Source organism: Pseudomonas sp. TE9122 (assembly GCF_056278925.1).
The window spans coordinates 919,015-937,646 of record NZ_JBWBQI010000001.1 but is presented as its reverse complement, the minus strand read 5'-3'; the positions used below and the strand labels follow the sequence as shown (position 1 = coordinate 937,646).

The 18,632-nt window shown below is 60.3% G+C and carries 18 protein-coding genes and 2 pseudogenes; 4 read left to right on the top strand and 16 right to left on the bottom strand.

What is annotated here, in order from left to right:
• Positions 1-50: 50 nt before the first annotated feature.
• Positions 51-260 (top strand): transcriptional regulator, encoded by a 210-nt coding sequence (locus ACZ9BE_RS04100; protein WP_081932519.1) that lies wholly within the window; start codon positions 51-53, stop codon positions 258-260.
• 64 nt (positions 261-324) lie between these two features.
• Here the strand turns inward: ACZ9BE_RS04100 and ACZ9BE_RS04095 are convergent, their stop codons facing one another.
• A complete protein-coding gene (locus tag ACZ9BE_RS04095; RefSeq protein ID WP_476248930.1) occupies positions 325-684 on the bottom strand; it encodes a DUF6124 family protein in 360 nt (119 codons plus the stop codon).
• A 593-nt stretch (positions 685-1,277) separates the two neighbouring features.
• Entirely contained in the window at positions 1,278-2,048 is a 771-nt protein-coding gene (tam, locus tag ACZ9BE_RS04090; protein WP_095180585.1) for a trans-aconitate 2-methyltransferase, read from the bottom strand.
• Positions 2,049-2,224: 176 nt separating this feature from the next.
• On the opposite strand from tam, the gene ACZ9BE_RS04085 reads away from it, so the two are divergent.
• Complete coding sequence (locus tag ACZ9BE_RS04085; RefSeq protein ID WP_476248929.1) at positions 2,225-2,635, top strand: low affinity iron permease family protein; 411 nt, start codon at positions 2,225-2,227, stop codon at positions 2,633-2,635.
• 162 nt (positions 2,636-2,797) lie between these two features.
• Here the strand turns inward: ACZ9BE_RS04085 and ACZ9BE_RS04080 are convergent, their stop codons facing one another.
• The 10 genes and pseudogenes from ACZ9BE_RS04080 to ACZ9BE_RS04035 all read right to left on the bottom strand — a co-directional run bounded on the left by ACZ9BE_RS04080 (position 2,798) and on the right by ACZ9BE_RS04035 (position 12,794).
• Entirely contained in the window at positions 2,798-3,301 is a 504-nt protein-coding gene (locus ACZ9BE_RS04080; protein WP_095180584.1) for a DUF4142 domain-containing protein, read from the bottom strand.
• A 153-nt stretch (positions 3,302-3,454) separates the two neighbouring features.
• The gene (locus tag ACZ9BE_RS04075; protein WP_150742381.1) at positions 3,455-4,804 is read right to left on the bottom strand and encodes a sensor domain-containing protein; all 1,350 of its coding nucleotides are present in this window, start codon (positions 4,802-4,804) and stop codon (positions 3,455-3,457) included.
• A 75-nt stretch (positions 4,805-4,879) separates the two neighbouring features.
• Positions 4,880-5,518 carry a LysE family translocator gene (locus tag ACZ9BE_RS04070; protein ID WP_041478891.1) on the bottom strand — a complete coding sequence of 213 codons (639 nt, stop codon included), beginning with the start codon at positions 5,516-5,518 and terminating at the stop codon, positions 4,880-4,882.
• Positions 5,519-5,579: 61 nt separating this feature from the next.
• Positions 5,580-5,711 (bottom strand): annotated as a pseudogene (locus tag ACZ9BE_RS04065) (glutathione transferase); the annotation flags it as partial.
• The gene (locus tag ACZ9BE_RS04060; RefSeq protein WP_150636484.1) at positions 5,710-6,441 is read right to left on the bottom strand and encodes a PA3715 family protein; all 732 of its coding nucleotides are present in this window, start codon (positions 6,439-6,441) and stop codon (positions 5,710-5,712) included. The gene ACZ9BE_RS04060 and the pseudogene ACZ9BE_RS04065, both read right to left, overlap by 2 nt.
• A 192-nt stretch (positions 6,442-6,633) precedes the next feature.
• Positions 6,634-7,965, bottom strand: coding sequence for an MFS transporter (locus ACZ9BE_RS04055; protein ID WP_476248928.1), 1,332 nt, complete (start codon positions 7,963-7,965; stop codon positions 6,634-6,636).
• A gap of 187 nt (positions 7,966-8,152) precedes the next feature.
• Positions 8,153-9,079 carry a hydroxymethylglutaryl-CoA lyase gene (locus tag ACZ9BE_RS04050; protein ID WP_056783466.1) on the bottom strand — a complete coding sequence of 309 codons (927 nt, stop codon included), beginning with the start codon at positions 9,077-9,079 and terminating at the stop codon, positions 8,153-8,155.
• Positions 9,076-10,269, bottom strand: a complete 1,194-nt coding sequence (locus tag ACZ9BE_RS04045; RefSeq protein WP_150636481.1) for a CaiB/BaiF CoA transferase family protein — start codon at positions 10,267-10,269, stop codon at positions 9,076-9,078. The genes ACZ9BE_RS04050 and ACZ9BE_RS04045 overlap by 4 nt, the downstream gene beginning before the upstream one ends.
• A 252-nt stretch (positions 10,270-10,521) precedes the next feature.
• Positions 10,522-11,427 carry a LysR family transcriptional regulator gene (locus ACZ9BE_RS04040; protein WP_056783458.1) on the bottom strand — a complete coding sequence of 302 codons (906 nt, stop codon included), beginning with the start codon at positions 11,425-11,427 and terminating at the stop codon, positions 10,522-10,524.
• Between the two features lie 62 nt (positions 11,428-11,489).
• The gene (locus ACZ9BE_RS04035; RefSeq protein ID WP_476248927.1) at positions 11,490-12,794 is read right to left on the bottom strand and encodes an NHL repeat-containing protein; all 1,305 of its coding nucleotides are present in this window, start codon (positions 12,792-12,794) and stop codon (positions 11,490-11,492) included.
• Positions 12,795-13,013: 219 nt separating this feature from the next.
• On the opposite strand from ACZ9BE_RS04035, the gene ACZ9BE_RS04030 reads away from it, so the two are divergent.
• Positions 13,014-13,685, top strand: a complete 672-nt coding sequence (locus ACZ9BE_RS04030) for a hypothetical protein (RefSeq protein ID WP_191636983.1) — start codon at positions 13,014-13,016, stop codon at positions 13,683-13,685.
• Here ACZ9BE_RS04030 and yiaY read toward each other — a convergent pair.
• Positions 13,646-14,795, bottom strand: a pseudogene (gene yiaY / locus ACZ9BE_RS04025) (L-threonine dehydrogenase). The gene ACZ9BE_RS04030 and the pseudogene yiaY overlap by 40 nt on opposite strands.
• Positions 14,796-14,949: 154 nt before the next feature.
• Between yiaY and ACZ9BE_RS04020 the strand changes: the two are divergent.
• The gene (locus ACZ9BE_RS04020) at positions 14,950-15,969 is read left to right on the top strand and encodes a DUF4917 family protein (RefSeq protein WP_150742378.1); all 1,020 of its coding nucleotides are present in this window, start codon (positions 14,950-14,952) and stop codon (positions 15,967-15,969) included.
• A 164-nt stretch (positions 15,970-16,133) separates the two neighbouring features.
• Here the strand turns inward: ACZ9BE_RS04020 and ACZ9BE_RS04015 are convergent, their stop codons facing one another.
• The 3 genes from ACZ9BE_RS04015 to ACZ9BE_RS04005 all read right to left on the bottom strand — a co-directional run bounded on the left by ACZ9BE_RS04015 (position 16,134) and on the right by ACZ9BE_RS04005 (position 18,531).
• Positions 16,134-16,478, bottom strand: coding sequence for a YegP family protein (locus ACZ9BE_RS04015; RefSeq protein ID WP_056783446.1), 345 nt, complete (start codon positions 16,476-16,478; stop codon positions 16,134-16,136).
• 80 nt (positions 16,479-16,558) lie between these two features.
• A complete protein-coding gene (locus ACZ9BE_RS04010) occupies positions 16,559-17,140 on the bottom strand; it encodes a DJ-1/PfpI family protein (protein ID WP_460142853.1) in 582 nt (193 codons plus the stop codon).
• 164 nt (positions 17,141-17,304) lie between these two features.
• On the bottom strand, positions 17,305-18,531 hold the full coding sequence (locus ACZ9BE_RS04005) for a class I SAM-dependent methyltransferase (RefSeq protein WP_476248926.1): 1,227 nt from the start codon (positions 18,529-18,531) through the stop codon (positions 17,305-17,307).
• Positions 18,532-18,632: the final 101 nt, after the last annotated feature.

The window sequence follows — 18,632 nt, the reverse complement described above, 5'->3', positions numbered from 1 at the left end:
TGTGCCGTTCAAGATCGCCGCTCATGTGGTTACCAAAGCGGACATCATTTATGGACATCAAACCCATTCGGAGCACTGAAGACTTGTCCGCAGCATTGCTGCGTATCGAGCAGATTTGGGGCGCTGAGATGAACTCGCCGGAAGGCGATGAATTGGAAATTCTCGCTCGGCGGGTGGGCGAGTATGAGGAGCAGCAATTCCCGATTCCCCCTTCCGAGCCCTTTCAAGAGGACAAACCTGGTATTGATCAGCGGTTTTGACGCTGCACTAGCCGAAAAACCGGTCGCAACGACCGGTTACTTTTTACTCGGAAATCAACGCCGGCTAACCCACCGGCACCACATTATCCAACACCTGATTCACCGCCAGCTCGCCCAGCATGACGACCTGGGCGATGCCGAGCAGGGTTTTGCGCTGGCTGCCGTCGAGCAAGGCGGCGAAGTCGCCGGGCATGACGCTGGCCGAGCCGAGGGATTCGCTGGCGTTGACCAATAGCGACTCGGTATCGGTGCCCGGATTAACCATGAACATGCTGCTGGCCTGGTACGGCGGTGAGCTTGTTTTTGGTGGGATGAGATAGTGGTCGAGGGCGCGTTCGGCGGCTTCGTGGAGTTTTTTCGAATCGAGGGACTCGTAAGGAGAGGCCGGATCGGTTTCCGGCGGATTTGGCGTTACTTTGAACACGGGGCGGTACCTTTCATTTGAGCCGCATCCACCACGCTACTAAACGGGAGGGTGGCGGCTGTACGCAAGTTAGTAGACCGGACCCATCCCCCATCCGGCGCACCCGAAGGCGCCATGCGCACAGCCACCATAAAATACAGGCACGCGCCTGATTCAACGGAACTCGTGCAACCGTTACGAGGAGGACATTACCGGGCTACTAAACCCGATCACTGGAAATCAGTGACGCGAACCAAGTTACCGACCGCCCTCCAGGCGCACAAGCCGGCGGATTCTGGCGTACCGGTAGGCAGCGGCGCAAGGATTTGTAGGCATCGGGACGCAACGTGATTCAACTTTAAACAGCCATAGCGCACCACGTGTAAAAGCCTGGAAAACAGAAGGAAATTTCCGACGAGCTCAGCGTGAACGAGTTGAAAGGATGCCAGAGGACGATGATGTTGGCGGTGCAGCGGTGATCGGGTTTCTGCGCCAATAAGCCCCTCACCCTCACCCTAACCCTCTCCCGAGGGAGAGGGGACCGACCGTGTTGCGTTCAAGAGATGCGCCGACCAGAGATAACGTGGCGAACCCAAGGAACCCGGAGGCGTAACTCAGCGGGTCGCAACAATGAACAAACGTGGAAACGGCAACAGCACCGAGCCGTCAGCCAAGGCCGGATAAGCCTTGGCAACTTCTGCCAGATACCGCTGCAGATACTGCGCCCGCTCCTCCTCGGTCAATGGGCTCAGGAATGGAATCAACCCGCTACCCTTGAACCACTCCACCACTCCCGCCGCCCCGTCCCGAAGCTGATGGTGATAGGTGGTGCGCCACACATCGACCCGCGCGCAGTGCGGCCGCAGCATTGAAAAATACTCACTGGCACTGGCCATGTCGGTACGCTGCCCGGCAGCGTCTGCGAGCTTGCTCGCCCACGGCCCATTGGCGGCGACTTCACGCATCAAGCGGTGGGACGGTTCGTTGAGGTTGTCCGGCATCTGGATCGCCAGGCTGCCACCATCTGAAAGTTTGCTCGCCAGGGCTGGCAGCAACGATGCGTGATCAGGCACCCATTGCAGCACCGCATTGGCGAAGATCACATCGAACGGACCCTCGTCAGCCCATTTGTCGACCTCGGCCACCTGAAACTGCACGTCAGGCAAGCGCTTGCGCGCGGCGGCAATCATGTCCGCCGAACTGTCGAGGCCACTGACGCTCGCATCGGGAAAACGCTGCACCAGCAATTCGGTGGAATTGCCCGGTCCGCAACCAATGTCCACCACCGCCCGGGCCTGCGCGGTGGGTATCGCCGCCAACAGATCACGGGCCGGGCGGGTGCGTTCATCTTCGAAAGCGACGTATTGCTTGGCAGACCAACTCATTGCGTTCTCCTGTCGGGGCATGGCTTGAAACCGGGAAGTGCAGCTGCCCATACCATACAGCGATAAGGCCGATGAGCTCGCCTCGCCTCCGGCGTCCCGCCCGGTTATTTGTAATTAGAATTTTCAGCACAACACCGATGTCTGAATTTCAAGCTCCCAAAACAAGGACTTCCATCATGAAATTCGCAAAGATTGCCCAGAAACTTGCCCTGTGGGCCGGTAGCCCGAAAACGTTCATGGGGGCGTTGATTCTTATCGGGTTGTGGGGCTTGAGCGGGCAGATTTTTGGTTACAACGACACATGGCAGCTGATCATCAATACCTCGACGACGATCATCACGTTCCTGATGGTGTTCCTGATTCAGAACACGCAGAACCGCGATACCGACATTCTGCATTTGAAACTCGATGAGCTGTTGCGGGTGAACAAGGAAGCGCAGAACGCGATGCTCGGGCTGGAGGCGCTGGATCTGAAGCAGCTCGAAGCGCTGCGCCGGCATTACCGCGCGCTGGGTGAGAATCAGGTGTTTGATCTTGAGGGGCTTGGCGACAAGAGCAAGCCAAAGCAGGATTTGAATGAGTGCTGAGCAAGTAAACACACCCTGTGGGAGCGAGCCTGCTCGCGAAGATGGCGGGTCAGTCAAAACATTATTGACTGACACACCGCTTTCGCGAGCAGGCTCGCTCTCACAGGGGAGGCATCGCATTTCAACTGAAGGTTTCGCTCGCGCTGCACCAACAAGGCGAAGTTAGCGACTGGCCTGCAACGCTCGAGCTTTCTCCAGATGGCTTTGCAGTTTCGGCAAAGTCTCATCGGCAAACGCTTTGATTTCCGGCACATCGGTGGTCTGTGCCTGTTGCTCGATCTGGGTAATGGCCTCTTCGGTCGCCTTGACCTGACTGGCAGCGTAGGCCTGATCGAATGTGGTGCCGTCCTTCACTTCCGGCATCAGCTCTTTGGCCTTGTCGGCGAGTTCTTCGCGGGGGGCAACCGGCAGGTCGAGTTTCTTGGCGATTTTCGCAAGGTGCTGGTTGGCCGTGGTGCGGTCGTTGATCACAACGATGGTGTAATCCTTGACCTCTTTCGATTCGGTCTTGCCGTGGGCCAGACGACTGGCTTCGATGTCGGCCATGCCTTTGGCAGAGGCATCGTTGATGAATTCGGCAGGCGACTGGGCGAACGCACTGCTGGCGCACAGGCCCAGCAGGGTTGCAAAACTGACGTTACGTAAACGGGTGGCCATCCGGCTCATGGTCGCGCCCTCCTTCGTGGAAAATTCAAACGGGCCGTGATTCGCCCGCAGCTCAAATAGTCGCGGCGGACAATTGTCCGCCTCAATTAGGAATGCTTTGGCGGTCAAAGGTTTAGAAAATCTGCCTGAACCGCGACGAACGGCGCGCTCGCTTCAGCTGCCCAAGGCCCGATGATTCAGGCGTTTGGCCGCATACATGGCTTGATCGGCATGCCGAAACAGCTGCTGTTCTTCTTCGCCGTGTTCAGGAAAGCGCGCCACGCCGATGCTCGATTCGATCCGCAAGTCATGCCCGTCGAGGCGCATGGGCTGCGCCAGCACCTGTCGGATTTTTCCGGCGACACTGTCGGGATCGCCGGCGGCATGCACGCTGTGCAGCAGCACGACGAACTCATCGCCACCGATACGCGCCACCGTGTCGGTTTCACGCACGCAGCCTTTCAGCCGGTTGGCCACGGTTTGCAGGAGCATGTCACCGACGGCATGGCCATGGGTGTCGTTGACCTGTTTGAAGCGATCCAGATCGACATACAGCAGCGCCATGTGGCCGTGCAGGGTTCGCGCATCGGCCAGCGCAGCCCTGAGCCGATCACGGAGCAGTTCGCGATTGGGCAGTTGCGTCAGTTGATCGTATTGCGCCATGCGCTTGAGCCGCGCGTGCAGTTGCTGGCGCTCGATGGCCGTGGCGACTTGTGCACAGACATATTGCAGCAGTTCCTTGTCCTGCTCGGTGTAGCGTTCGCCGCCAGCGAGGCTTTTGACGATCAAGGCGCCGATGGTGCCGTTTTTTGAGTTCAGTGGTACACCGAGCCAGCAAGGCGCGTTTTGTTCCGCCACCAGCTCAGCAAAATCGGGCGTGGCATCGGCGCTGTCCGGCGTCAGCAACATTGGCTGGCCGCTGCGGATCACTTGCGCGCAGAGCCGTCCGATGACGGTGCCGGGCTGCTCGGGCTGCAATTCGTGATCGTCGACGTGATAGGGAAAATTCAGCTGCGCGCAGTGTTCGTCGTACAGCGCCACGGAAAAATTCAGCGCCGGCAGCCACTCGCCAATCAGCAGATGGATGCGTTTGAACAGCGCCAGCAAATCTTCCGCCGCGTGCGCCGCTTCGGAAATCGCGTACAACGCCGCTTGCCGCGACTCGGCCTGCTTGCGCTCGGTGATATCGCGGGCGACGGCGATGCGCAGTTGATCGACTTCCGACCAGCGCGCCGACCAGGAAATGTGCGCGACGCTGCCGTCCTTGCGCAGATAGCGGTTCTCGAAATTGTGCTTCGGGTCGCCGCCCATGATTTCGCCAGCGGCCGCAAGGGTGCGCTGGCGATCAGCCGGGTGCACCAGCTCGATCATCGAGCGGCCGATCAGTTCGTCAGGCGTGTAGCCGAAAATCCGCTCGCAGGCAGCGCTGACAAAAACGAAACGGCCCTGTTTGTCGACCGCGCAAACGGCGTCCAGCAACAGGTCAATGTAGCTCGCCAGCGGCGCAGGGTTTGGGCTTGCCATGGTTCTAACGATTGTCCGCGCAGTGCAGCGATTTCAATCATCCATGATCGTGATTGCGCGTCCCTGCCCATTCCATCAAGTCTTGTTCGGCAGCAGCCCCGGCAGCGCGTGCATCAACGCGTTGATGGCGAAGCCGATAAACATCACGCCGCATAAACGCGTGATGAGCAGCTCATGCCGCTGATACACCATGCGCACTCGCTGTGCGCCGACCACGCCGATGAGGATAGCGTAGGCCAGGGCGCCGCCGATGAAACTCAGGGCGATCAGTGCAGGTAGCATCGACCAGTTGAGCAGTTCGGCGCGGCTCGACAACAGCGCCGTAAAGGTCGCCACCGCCACCGGATAGGCCTTGGGATTGGTCAGGCCGAAGACGATGCCGTGCCAGAACGGCTGCCGCGCCGCCCCTTGCGCCTCGTCGCCATTGCGGCGTTGGGCACGCACCGCACGCCAGCCGAGCCAGAACAGGTACAACGCGCTGAGCACGCCGAGCACATCGAACGCGGTGCTGCCGATCTCGCGGGCGCCGACGATTGCCACCAGCGCGGTGCTGCACCAGATCACATCGCCGAGCAGATGCCCGCACAGAAACCCCGCCCCGGCCCGCCGGCCATGGGCCGCGCCAATCCCGAACACCGCCAGCACGCCCGGCCCGGGCGTGATCCCGTAGATGAAACCCGAAGCCAGAACGGCCAACAGCAATGATGGAGTCATGAGAAACCTGCAAGCGCCAGAACACGTGGCGCAGAGTCTATATCACCGCGATTGAAGCGGATCAGGGTTCGTCGCAGAAACGCATGCCGGGGTACGGTTTCTGCCGACACGTAGCCAGCCGCGATTGCAAATCGCCGACGTGGACTTCCAGCTTGTGCCCGTCGGGATCGAGGAAGTAGAACGACGCGCCTTCAATAGCCTCTCAGATTTTCGGGAACGAAATATTGCTGTCCGTCATAGCGCAACGTGGTCAGCACCGGCTTTTCGTGGGTAGTTTTCGATTCGCAGGTGTCGGGTGGCCCCTCACCGACCAGGCCCATGGTGACTGAGCGGACAATGATATCGGCGTAACCATGGGAACTGGTTTTGCCCATCTCAAGCGTACGCACCGTCTCCGAGCGCTCTCCGGCGCAATTGCCATCCCATTCGCCACTGAAGCTGTAGGCGACCAAGCGATCCAGCACCGGGCGCAGTTTGTCGCCCTCTTTCACGTAGAGCGACAGCAGGGTTTCATCCAGCGGATTGACGCGTGACGAGCCTTTGAAATGGGCGCGAACGCCGAAGGCACGGAGGTCGGGCGTGAGTTTATAACGCGCCGTATCCAGCTCCAGACTCTCCAGCGCGATGGCATCGGAGAGAAACGCCGACCGCTGATGATAGGTCGCCAGCGGTTTGGGGCTGCCGGCCGTGATGATAGCCAGATCCAGATCGTACGAGCCCACGCTGCCGTCATGGCCATAGACCGGATCGGGCACGAACGTCGATAGCGCGATAATCGTCAGCGACGGATAAGCCGGCCATTCTTTGCACAGCGAGAAATCCGCTTCCGCGCTGACCGCCGGCGGTGTGCAATCGGCCCAGGCCTGCCCAGCCATGAACCACCCGCAGAGCGCTGCGCTGATCCATACTGACTTCACTGTCATTTCCTGCTCCTTGAAGATATTTCCAGGCGCGCACTATCCCTTTCTGCATCGGAGGATTCAACAGATCTGGCCAGCGAATCTTCTCATGTGTCTGAAGTCGGAATTCGCGAGCAGGCACGCTCGCACAGGAAAGCGCATTCCAAAGTGGGAGCGAGCCTGCTCGCGAAGGCGTCATCACAGACGCCGCGAGTCTCAGAACTTATCCAGCGTGCGCAACTTCTGCGGCAAGCCCCACAACAGCAAAGCGGCCGCAATCAGCGCGGCGACGCCGATGACGTACAGCGCCGGGGTGGTGCTGCCGGTGAGGTCCTTGATGCGTCCGACCATGACAGGGCTGACGATCCCGCCGAACTGCCCCAGGGTATTGATCACCGCGATCCCGCCCGCTGTGCCGGCACCGGCGCCCGCCAGCAGTTTCGGTGGCAGGGTCCAGAAGCTCGGAATCGAAGCGATGATGCCCGCGCCGAGCAGGCCGAGCGCGACGATCAGGAAGGTCGTGTGGCTGGCGAAGATTCCCGCGCTGAAGAAGCCGATCGCGCCGACGATCACCAGCCCGGCGACAAACTTGCGCCGTTCACCGGTGGCGTCGGACAAGCGTCCGATCACCACCATGCTGATCGCCCCGCAGATGTACGGAATGGCGGTCAGCAGGCCGATCATCACCGGGCTTTCGGTGCCGGCGCTGCGGATCAATTGCGGTGCCCAGAAATTCAAACCGTAGGACGCGACCTGGATCAGGAAGTAGATCAAACCCAACGTCAGGAACCCGGGAATTTTCAGCGCCGCGAGCAATGAGCCGCCGCTCTTGTGTGGTTCGTGATGAGCGATGCGACTGGAGAGCAATTTCTTCTCGTCAGCCGTCAGCCAGTGCGCATCCTCAATGCGGTCCTTCAGCTGCGTCAGCACCAGAAAACCCAGCGCGATGCACGGCACGCCTCCGAGCAGGAACAACCAATGCCAGCCGCGCATCTGCAATACGCCATCGAGGTGTTGCAACACCAGCCCTGAGAACGGTGCGCCGACCAGCCCGGCAAACGCCGAGGCGAGAAACAGCATCGAGGTGATGCGGCCACGGAAGTGCTGCGGAAACCACAGCGTCAGGTAATACAGCACGCCCGGAGCAAACCCGGCTTCCATCGCACCGATGACGAAGCGCAGCGCATAGAACTGCCATTCGCTGTTGACGAAGACCATCGCCGCCGTCGCCACGCCCCACGACATCATGATCCGCGCGATCCAGCGCCGCGCGCCGACCTTGTACAGCATCATGTTGCTCGGCACTTCGAACAGCACGTAACCGACCACGAACAGCCCGGCGCCCAAGCCATACGCGGTGTCGCTCAGACTCAGGTCGGTCTGCAACTGGAATTTGGCGAAGCTGATGTTGATGCGGTCGAAAAAGGCGAACAGGTAGCAGACCATGATCAGCGGCATCAGGCGCCAGGCAACTTTGCTGACCAGGGCTTTTTCGGCGTCGTGATCGACGGACGGATTCACGCCCGCCTCCATTACATTGAGGCTCATAGATTTTCTCCAGGCGGACTGCCGATGGGCGTCCGATTGTTTTTGTTGTCTGGTGATGACGCTCCCTGTGGAGCGCTTTTGTGTGGGAGCTGGCTTGCCAGCGATGGCGTCAGTTCAGCTAACGCTTTCGTTGAATTTGCTGCCGTCATCGCGGGCAAGCCCGCTCCCACAGGGGTACTGGTGTTTCTCAGGTGGGCATCGGATGCAGATCGCAGTTGCGCCCGGCCTTGGCCAGTTGGCCGGGGACATCGTGGCCCAACAGCGCCGGCAAGCCGCGCGAAAGCTTCAGCAGCAGCGGCAAATCGATCCCCGTGGGAATGCCGACTTCAGCGCACAGGTTCACCAGGTCTTCGGTGCAGATATTGCCCGACGCCCCCGGCGCAAACGGACAGCCACCGAGGCCACCCAGCGCCGCATCGAAGCGCCGCGCGCCGGCCTCGTAAGCGGCCAGCACATTGCACAGGCCGAGGCCGCGGGTGTTGTGGAAATGCAGGGTCAGATCGGCCGGCGAAACCCGCTGCAAAACGCGCCGCACCAAGCGATCGACCTGACGCGGATTGGCCATGCCGGTGGTATCGGCGAGGCTGATGCCCTGAATGCCGAGCTCTTGATAAGCGTCGACGATCTGCAGTACGCGATCCTCATCGATCCGGCCTTCGAACGGACAACCGAACGTGGTGGCGATGCTGCCGTTGAGGCGCACACCTGAGCCGCTGACAAACGCAACAATGTCAGCGAATGCCGCCAGCGACTCTTCGCAACGCATGCGCATATTGGCCAGGTTGTGGGTCTGGCTGGCGGACATCACCAGATTCAACTCATCGGCATTCGCTGCCAATGCACGTTGCGCGCCTTTGAGGTTGGGGATCAACGCCACGTAAATAACACCCGGCTGGCGCTGAATGCCGTTGAACACTTGCTCGCCGTCACGCAGGGCCGGAATGGCTTTGGGCGAGACGAACGAGCCGGCCTCGATGCGGCTGAATCCGGCCTGTGACAATTGATTGATCAGGGCGATCTTGTCAGCGGTTTCCACCCACGTCGGCTCGATCTGCAAACCGTCGCGGGGTGAGACTTCCTGGACGATCAGGGTTTGCGAATAGTCAGTGATCATTGCACCACCCCTTGGTTTTTCAGGCGTTCGATGTCGAGTTCAGTCAGGCCAAGATTGGTGAGAATAGCGTCGGTGTGCTGGCCCAGTTTCGGCCCGGACCAGTTCACTCCGCCGGGGGTCTCCGAGAGTTTGGGGACAATGCCGGGCATCTTCACCGTTGCGCCACCGGGCAACTCGGCATCGAGCAGCATGTCCCGCGCCTGATAGTGCGGATCGGCGACGATATCAGCCACCGAATAGATGCGCCCGGCCGGCACTTCGGCAGCTTCGAGAGCAGCCAGTACCTCGTCGATCGGCAGGCTGCTGGTCCAGTGTGTGATGGCCGCATCGAGCAAACCGCTCTGCGCCGCGCGGCCGTCGTTGTGGGCGAATTCTTCTGCCTCGGCTAGATCAGCGCGGCCGATAGTGTGCATCAGGCGCTTGTAGATCGGGTCGCTGTTGCCGGCAATCACCACATAAGCGCCGTCGGACGTGAGGTAAGTATTGGAGGGCGCGATGCCCGGCAAGGCGCCGCCGCTGCGCTCGCGGACATGGCCGAGCATGTCGTATTCCGGCACCAGACTTTCCATGACGTTGAACACGCTTTCGGCCAGCGACACATCGACGATCTGTCCACCGCCCTGCCCGGTCTTGACCCGCAACAGCGACATCAGCGCGCCGATCACCGCGTGCAGCGAGGCCAGCGAATCGCCGAGGCTGACGCCGACCCGCGCCGGTGGCGAATCGGGATTGCCGGTGGTGTAGCGGATGCCGCCCATGGCCTCGCCAATCGCACCGAAACCGGGCCGGTCACGGTAAGGGCCGGTCTGGCCGTAGCCGGAGATACGCACCAGGGTCAGGTTCGGATTCAGCGCATGTAGCACGTCCCAACCCAGACCGAGTTTTTCCAGCGCACCGGGGCGCAGGTTTTCAATGATCACGTCGGCGTCGCCGGCCAGTTGCTTGACCAGTTCGATGCCTTCAGCGGATTTGAGATTGAGCGCCAGGGATTTCTTGTTGCGCGATTGCAGGTACCACCACAGCGATGTGCCTTCGTGCAGCTTGCGCCATTTGCGCAGCGGGTCGCCCTGACCCATGGCTTCGATCTTGATCACCTCGGCGCCGAACTCGGCAAGCATGCGCGCGGCAAACGGCGCGGCGATCAGGGTGCCGATCTCGATCACTTTGATTGCACTCAAAGGGGCAGTCATCGCGGGTACCTCTTGTTCTTGGAATATGTCGCCAAGGCTAGAGGAACGATCGTCAGCGAATCCAGCCGTCTCTCGGCAATGGGCGTTCGCGAAATGCGAATGCTCCTCTGTGATTGCGTGGTGAATTCAGGGCCGCCTTCGCGAGCAGGCTCGCTCCCACAAGGATCTGTAGTGGTTTCAGATTCTGTGTTCACACAAGTTCAATGTGGGAGCGAGCCTGCTCGCGAAGAGGCCATCAGCCGCAATGAAGATCTACCGCCCGCGCAAATGCTCAAACAACATCCGGCTCACCGGCGACAACCCTGCCTCATCGCGCACCACCACAATCAGCGCGCGATCCGCCCAGGCATCGGTCAGCGGCACCGCACGCAAGCCCAGTGCCTGACCAAACAACTCATAGGCTCGCTGCGGCAGAATGCCGATGCCCATGTTCGCCTGGACCATCCGGCACACGGCATCGAATCCCGGCACATGAATGCGGATGCGCAGGACTTTGCCGGCCTGCCGCGCCGCCGCATGGGTACGCATGTTGATCGAACTGGCTGCGTGCAAGCCGACGTAATCGCTGTCGAGAGTTTCATCGAAAGTCACCGATGCGCGCGTAGCCAACGGATGCTCCGGGAGCATCACCACCACCAGTTTGTCCTGGCGGTACAACACGCTGTGCAGGCCTTTGGTGTCGCTGTCGTCGGAGCAGATGCCGAGGTCGGCGACGCCATCGAGCACGCCCTGAATCACCCCGGCGCTGGGGCGTTCTTCAAGGTCGGTCTTGACCTGCGGCTGCCGCGCGGAGAAGTCGCGCAAGTCTTCGGGCAGGAACTGAATGATCGCCGAAAGATTGGCCAGCATGCGCACGTAACCCCGCACACCGTGGCTGTGCTCGCCCAGTTCCAGGCCCATCTTTTCCACGTTGAAGAGCATCTGCCGCGCATGGTGCAGCAGGGTCTCACCGGCCGGCGTGAGGATCATGCCTTTGGCTTGGCGCACGAACAAAGCGATGCCCAGCGCCTCCTCCAAATCCATCAGGCGCTTGCTCGCCGCCGACACCGCGATGGCTTCGCGCGCAGCCGCACGGGTCAACGTACCTTCCTCGTGGACGGCGACGAACAGTTGCAGAGTGATCAGGTCGAGACGGCGGATCAGGCTTTTTTGCAGCATGGTGGGCTCGAAGGCAGGGTTCATCCGAGCCGGCAGGATAGCCCGGTTTTACCGCTGACTGCTCAGTTGCTCATGCTGGCGCGCTGTTTTGTGACAGGCGCGGTCAGCAAGCGGACCAATTGCGCACTATCGTCCTTGCGTCCCAACACCAGAATTGAAGAGCCTTGCAGGCAGGCATCAATGGCTGACCATGAAATGTCTCTCGCGCCCTCGACATCAAACGAATCATCCACAGCGCCATCGACCAGAAAGCCTGCCGTCAACAAGCCTCGTGCGCTGCCCGAGGTCTGTCCGACCGCAACGATCCGTTTACCGGCGATGTCATCCAGCGCAAACCCTGCCTTCCAACCTCTCAGATCCCGTTCCTGCGCCGTCGGGGTGAGGACAGGATTGTTGAACGCGTCATCCATTTGGCCGGCGTAGGTAATGCCACTGATGAACCCGTGTTGCAGTTTCGTGCCTTGCGTTGACTCGACCGCCGAACCGAGCAGAAGCAGGCGCTGCGCCGTTTGCACCGCGATGTCCGTCACGCTGCTTTCGAGCGGCTGGCCATCACGCTGAATGTTCAACAGCAGTACACCCTTGTCGCCGAACGCTTGTGCAACTTTCCCGTTGTGGTCGAACGCCATGACCAGTCCCTGATTGGTTACTTCCGTTTTGCCATGCAGCAGAATCAGCCCATCGTCGAGCTGGATGATCCCGGACAGCGAAATGGCCACCCCTGGCAGCGACAGGGGCAGCCAACCGTTGCTGGCGAACGATAAATCGTCCGAGCCATCGAGATTGAACCGCGTCAACAGGCCACTGCCCTTTTGCGCCGTCACGAACAGCAGCCTGTCCGGCTGCGCAAGCTGCGGATCGGATTTGGCCAGCAGCAGTTGCCCATGCGTGGCCCCAAAGAGTGCCGGAATCCGCATGGGCACAATCCGGTAGCCATTTCTGTCGCCGCCGAACTCGATGTCCGGCGAGCCGTCGAGCAGAAACCGGGCGATGACTTGCTGGTATTCAAGAGTCTGGTCTTTGACGACGCCAATCACACCGCACATCCAGATCCGTCCCAGCGCATCAACAATCAATGGCCCGCCTTGCGTGAGCGAGCCTGTGCCGAACTGGCCGCTGAGATATCCGCCGGTGCCGAAATCCGGATCCGGATTGCCATCGGCATCCAGGCGCGCAAGGCCGTAGTACGAATGGCCCGATTGCTCGACGGTAGCGCTGACCATGATCTGCTCCGAAGGCGTGATCGCCACGCCTTTGGCAATGGTCTTGCCCGCTCCGGGGAATTTCAGCGTTCGCAGACCAAAGAGCGCATCCAGCTCCCCGGCTGACTGCACGTTTGGGGACAATGGCGCGATAGATTCCGACATGTTCGTATGCTCCTCAAGAGATCGACGTCGATCCCCTCGTAGCGAGCATTCGACCCCAGGCCACCACGCCGGACAACTGACAGAAATGACAGTTTTTTAGAAGAAAAAGAAATTACCGACTGTGTAAAAAAGACTGAATGACTGGTAGTTCTTACAGGTTCGAATTCAGGCACGTCATGCCAACCTCAGCGTTCAAATCAGCCATGAACGAGAAGCATGATGAGCACTCGCGACGAGCAAACTTCACAACCGGCCCCGACCATCACCTATCCCGAAGAGGCCAGCACGACGGGACCTGCGACATTGTTGCTCGGCAGCGGCATACCCAATGCTCTTGTGCAGGTCTGGAACATTGAAAACACCCATTCGCTTGGCGAAGGGCTGGTCAGCGCAAATGGACGATGGGCGTTCAGCATCACCGGCGTTCAGGCCCAGGGTCAGCAGAGGATTCACGCCCACCAGACCTATGCAGGCATCACGTCCGAATGGAGCGAAGAGCGCGGATATGAGGTGCGACTGCGGCCCGAGATCGACGTCCCGGTCGTTGTCGAACCGATTGAGGGCGCGCAGGTCGATACGCCTCTGATCTTTTCGGGAGATGTCATGCGAGCCGAGGGTTTCGTCAGTATTTTCGATCTGGACACTGGCCTGGAGATTGCCAGAGCAGCGGTCGAAAGCGACCGGAAATGGCAAACCCCGGCAGCACCCTCCCTGGCGGTCGGGCAGTACCGTATCTCCGCCGTCCACAACATCGCCGGTCAAGTTTCAGATTGGGGCCGTGTGCGGACATTTGCCGTGGTCGCAGAAGCAAGCGAAGGACTTTTCGACTTCGCTCGCCTGCGCGCCTTCATTCAAAACGCATTGCGGAAAATTTCCTCGATCTGGCGCTGATCCGCCGCCCGTGGATTGGTCAGTCCACAGGCGTCCTTCAAGGCGTTGGTGGCGAGCACCGGGATATCGCTGAGTTTCGCGCCCAGCTCACGCAGTCCGCCGGGAATCTCGACGTCCTTGGCAAGGTTGCGAATGGCATTGATCGCCGCCTGCGCGCCCTCCTCTGCGCTGAAACCACGAATATCCGCGCCCATGGCGTGGGCGACGTCCCTGAGTCGTTCAGCGCAGACCAGCGCATTGAAACTCTGCACATGCGGCAACAGCACAGCGTTGCAGACGCCGTGGGGCAGGTCGTAGTAGCCGCCGAGCTGATGCGCCATGGCGTGGACAAATCCGAGCGAGGCGTTGTTGAACGCCATGCCGGCGAGGAACTGCGCGTAAGCCATGTTTTCCCGCGCCGCCAGGTCGCTGCCGTCGCGCACGGCCAGACGCAGATTGCTGCTGATCAGGCTTCATGGCCTTCAAAGCGCAGGCGTCGGTGATCGGGTTGGCGGCGGTCGAGACGTAGGCTTCGATAGCGTGGGTCAGTGCATCCATGCCAGTGGCGGCGGTCAGGCCTTTGGGCATCGCGACCATCAGTTCCGGATCGTTGACTGACAGCAGTGGCGTGACGTTGCGGTCGACGATGGCCATTTTCACGTGGCGCGATTCGTCGGTGATGATGCAGAAGCGGGTCATTTCGCTGGCAGTGCCGGCGGTGGTGTTGATGGCGATCAGCGGCAATTGCGGCTTGCTGGAGCGGTCGACGCCTTCGTAATCGCCAATCTGCCCGCCATTGGTTGCGCACAGGGCGATGCCCTTGGCGCAATCATGTGGCGAGCCGCCACCCAGCGACACGACGAAATCGCAACGGCTTTCCTTCAGCAGCCCCAGACCGGATTCGACATTGGCCGTGGTCGGATTCGGTCTGGCGCCATCGAAGATCACCGAATCGATGTCCTGCATCGCCAGTTTCTCGGCGATCATTGCGGCCACGCCAGCCTTGGCCAGCCCGGCATCGGTGACAATCAGCGCCTTGCGAAAACCATAATTGCGAATCGCGACCATGGCTTCGTCGAGGCAGCCGCTGCCCATGATGTTGACCGCCGGAATGAAGAAGGTGCTGCTCATCGTGTGTCTCCTGACTGGAGCCGGATCGACTGCCTCGATTCGGCGGGTGCACACAGGATCGACCGATCGGTCACGAGCAATGTTGATCTGGCTCAATGTCCGCTCGTGATAAAGTCGCCGTCCATCTGCCCTTTGTTTTGAGACCGCCCACGCAATGACCGATTTTCTCAATGTCGACGCCACCCTCGAAGACTGGAACGCCCTGCGCGCCGCGAACGATTTCCAGGGTTTGCTGGTGGGCAATGGCGCCAGCCGTGCGGTTTGGGATGACTTCGGCTACGACTCGCTGTTCGAAAACGCCCGTACGGTCGAAGAGAAACCGCTGAGCCCATCGGAGCTGGCGGTGTTCGACGCGCTGCAAACCCGCAGCTTCGAGCAAGTGCTGGGCGCCCTGAAAACTACCAGCCGGGTCAACAAGGCCCTGGCGGTCAGCTCGGCGGCGCCGCGCAATCGCTATTACGCGATCAAGGAAGCGCTGATCAACACCGTGCATGCGGTGCACATCCCGTGGCGGCTGGTGCAGCCTTCGACACTGACGGTGCTCAATGCTGAACTGGCGCGCTATCGCACGGTGTTCACTACCAACTACGACCTGCTCAATTACTGGGCACTGCAACATCCCGGCGAGACCATCGACGACCTGTTCAACGGCGCAGACGCGAGTTTCGATCTGAGCCAGAGCGCCACCGACAAACCGCGTCTGCTGTACCTGCACGGTGGTCTGCATCTAGTACGCAATCAGGACGGCACCGCACGCAAACTGACCTCGACCGAGGGCACCCTGCTCGGCAGTTTCGCCATCAACAATACGATCAAGACCCTGGACGACGTGCCGCTGTTCGTCACCGAAGGGCCGAGCGCGGACAAGCTCAAGACCATCCGCAGCTCGGATTATCTGTCGTTCTGCTACGAGCAGTTACTGGCCCATGGCGACAGCCTGTGCATCTTCGGCCACGCGCTGGGCGAGCAGGATGCGCATCTGGTGCGGGCGTTGCGCCTGGCCCGACCGAAGTGCGTGGCGGTCTCGATTTATCCGCGCAGTGCCGCGTTCATTCAGCATCAGAAACGTCACTACGCCAAGGTGTTTGAAGGTACCGGGGTTGAGTTGCGGTTCTTTGATGCCAAGAGCCATGCGTTGGGCGATCCGAAATTGTCGGTACCGGTTGAGGTTTGATATTGGCCGGGCTGACGCCTTCGCGAGCAGGCTCGCTCCCACAATGGAATGCGGTCACCTGTGGGAGCGAGCCCGCTCGCGAAGACGGCATATCAGCCAACCCAAAAGGTGACTGGAACACCGCTTTCGCGAGCAGGCTCACTCCCACAGGTTGATGTCGGATTTCAGAGCACCGGCTGGGTCTTGTCCTTGATGACTTTGGTCGGGCCGTTGGCCTTCACGCTGGCAATGCCCTTGTCACACGCGCCGTCCGATGAATACGACTCGCTGCTGCCGATGATCTGGTGATTGGCCGCCTTCAGGTTGAAGTACGGGTGGCCGTCCTTCGTCGATTTTTTCTCGTAACGTTCGTCCAGCGGGCTGTTGGCCTGCACCGAGGCAATCCCGCCGTCGGCGCCGGCGCGGGTGCTGTAGAGTTCGCTGGTCAGAATCGTTTCGGCGTTCGCCGCTTTCAACACGAACCTGAATTGGCCGTTGCTGCTTTTGCTCACTTCGTACCATCCGGACATGTCTGTTTCTCCTGGGGGCGATTGAGAGATCTCGCGCTTCAGAGTAAAGACCAGCACCTGCGATCTGTCGCTTGCCTCGACTACAAGGTGATTTTCGTACCGAGCAGACCGAGGAAACCGGCCAGCCATTGCGGATGCGCCGGCCACGCCGGAGCGGTGGCGAAATTTCCCTGAACATGGCCGTCGGTCACCGGAATGTCGATATAGGTACCACCGGCCAGACGCACTTCCGGGGCGCAGGCCGGATACGCGCTGCACTCACGCCCCTCGAGCACACCCGCCGCCGCGAGCAGTTGCGCGCCATGGCAGACCGCGGCAATGGGCTTGCCGGCGGTATCGAAGGCGCGCACCAGTTCGAGGACTTTGTCGTTCAGCCGCAGGTACTCCGGAGCGCGACCGCCGGGAATCAGCAGCGCGTCGTAATCAGTTTCGCGGGCCTTGGCGAAGTCGAAATTGAGCGCGAACAGGTGACCGGGTTTTTCGCTGTAGGTCTGATCACCTTCAAAATCATGAATCGCCGTGCGCACGGTGCTGCCGGCGGACTTGTCCGGGCACACGGCGTGCACCGTGTGGCCGACCATCTGCAGGGCCTGGAACGGCACCATCACTTCGTAGTCTTCGACGTAATCGCCGACCAGCATCAGGATCTTTTTCGCGGCCATGGGAAAACTCCTCGGGGAAAGGTCTGGGGAGTATTCAAGGTAGACCTAAATTGAGCTGCAAGCTTCAAGCTTCAAGAACAAACAAGATCACCCATATCAGGCACACCAGCGTCATGCTTCAACTTGCAGCTTGCAGCTTGCCGCTTGAAGCTTGCAGCTGCCTGTTAAGGCATATAGCCGTCAGCGCGCAGCAGGGTTTCCAGGCAGTGTTCGCTGATGTGATAGAACGCTTTCAGCTCTTCGATCTTTGCCAACAATTGCGCTGGATTAACCGGCTCGGCGCGTTTCACCGCGAGAATCATCTTGTTCTTGTTGGTGTGTTCCAGCGAGATGAACTCGAAGACTTTGGTCTCGTAACCACAGGCTTCGAGGAACAGTGCACGCAAGCTGTCGGTGACCATTTCCGCCTGCTGGCCGAGGTGCAAGCCGTATTGCAGCATCGGCTTGAGCAGCGCCGGGCTCTGGATCTGCAGGCGGATCTGTTTGTGACAGCACGGTGAGCACATGATGATCGACGCACCCGAGCGGATGCCGGTGTGGATCGCGTAATCGGTAGCGATGTCGCACGCATGCAGGGCGATCATCACGTCCAGTTCGCTGGGCGCCACCGTGCGCACGTCACCGCACTTGAACACCAGCCCCGGATGCTCGAGCTTCGCCGCTGCGGCGTTGCACAGGTTGACCATTTCTTCGCGCAGCTCGACGCCGGTGACTTCGCCCTCGGCCTTGAGCGTGTTGCGCAGGTAGTCGTGAATGGCGAACGTCAGGTAGCCCTTGCCTGAACCGAAATCGGCGACCCGCACCGGTTTGTCCAGCGCCAGCGGCGACGAGGTCAGGGCATGGCTGAACACTTCGATGAACTTGTTGATCTGCTTCCACTTGCGCGACATCGCCGGGATCAGCTCGTGTTGCGCATTGGTCACGCCCAAGTCCTTGAGGAACGGGCGGCTCAACTCAAGAAAGCGGTTTTTCTCGCGGTTGTGCTCGGCGGACGGCGCTTCACGCAATTGCTGAGGTTTGCTCTTGAACAGCGAACTCTTGCCCTTTTTGCTGTATTCCAGCTGCGCTTCGTCGGTCAGCGCCAGTAAATGAGCATTTTTGAACGAGGTCGGCAGCAGCCCGGCGATCAGCGCCACGCCTTCGCTCAGCGGCAGGTTCTTGGTGATGTCGCGGGTCTTGTAGCGATAAACGAAAGACAGACACGGCTGCGCCTTGACCGTCACCGGTTTGATGATGACCCGTTGCAGATCCGCCTCTTCACCGACGTATTTGGCCAACACCAATTTGATAAAACCGCTGTCGTCGAGGCTGGCTCGCAGCAGCTCGATGAACTGGGCGTGGTGATCGGCGGCCGGTTTGGCGGACGGCGCGGAAGCAGCGGAAACGGACATGGACAAACGGCCTCGGACGGGCGGAATCGGGAATGGCGGGTATTTTAGGGGGGATGGGGGTTGGGGACACCCTCTTATTTACCCAACGGCAAAATCCATGA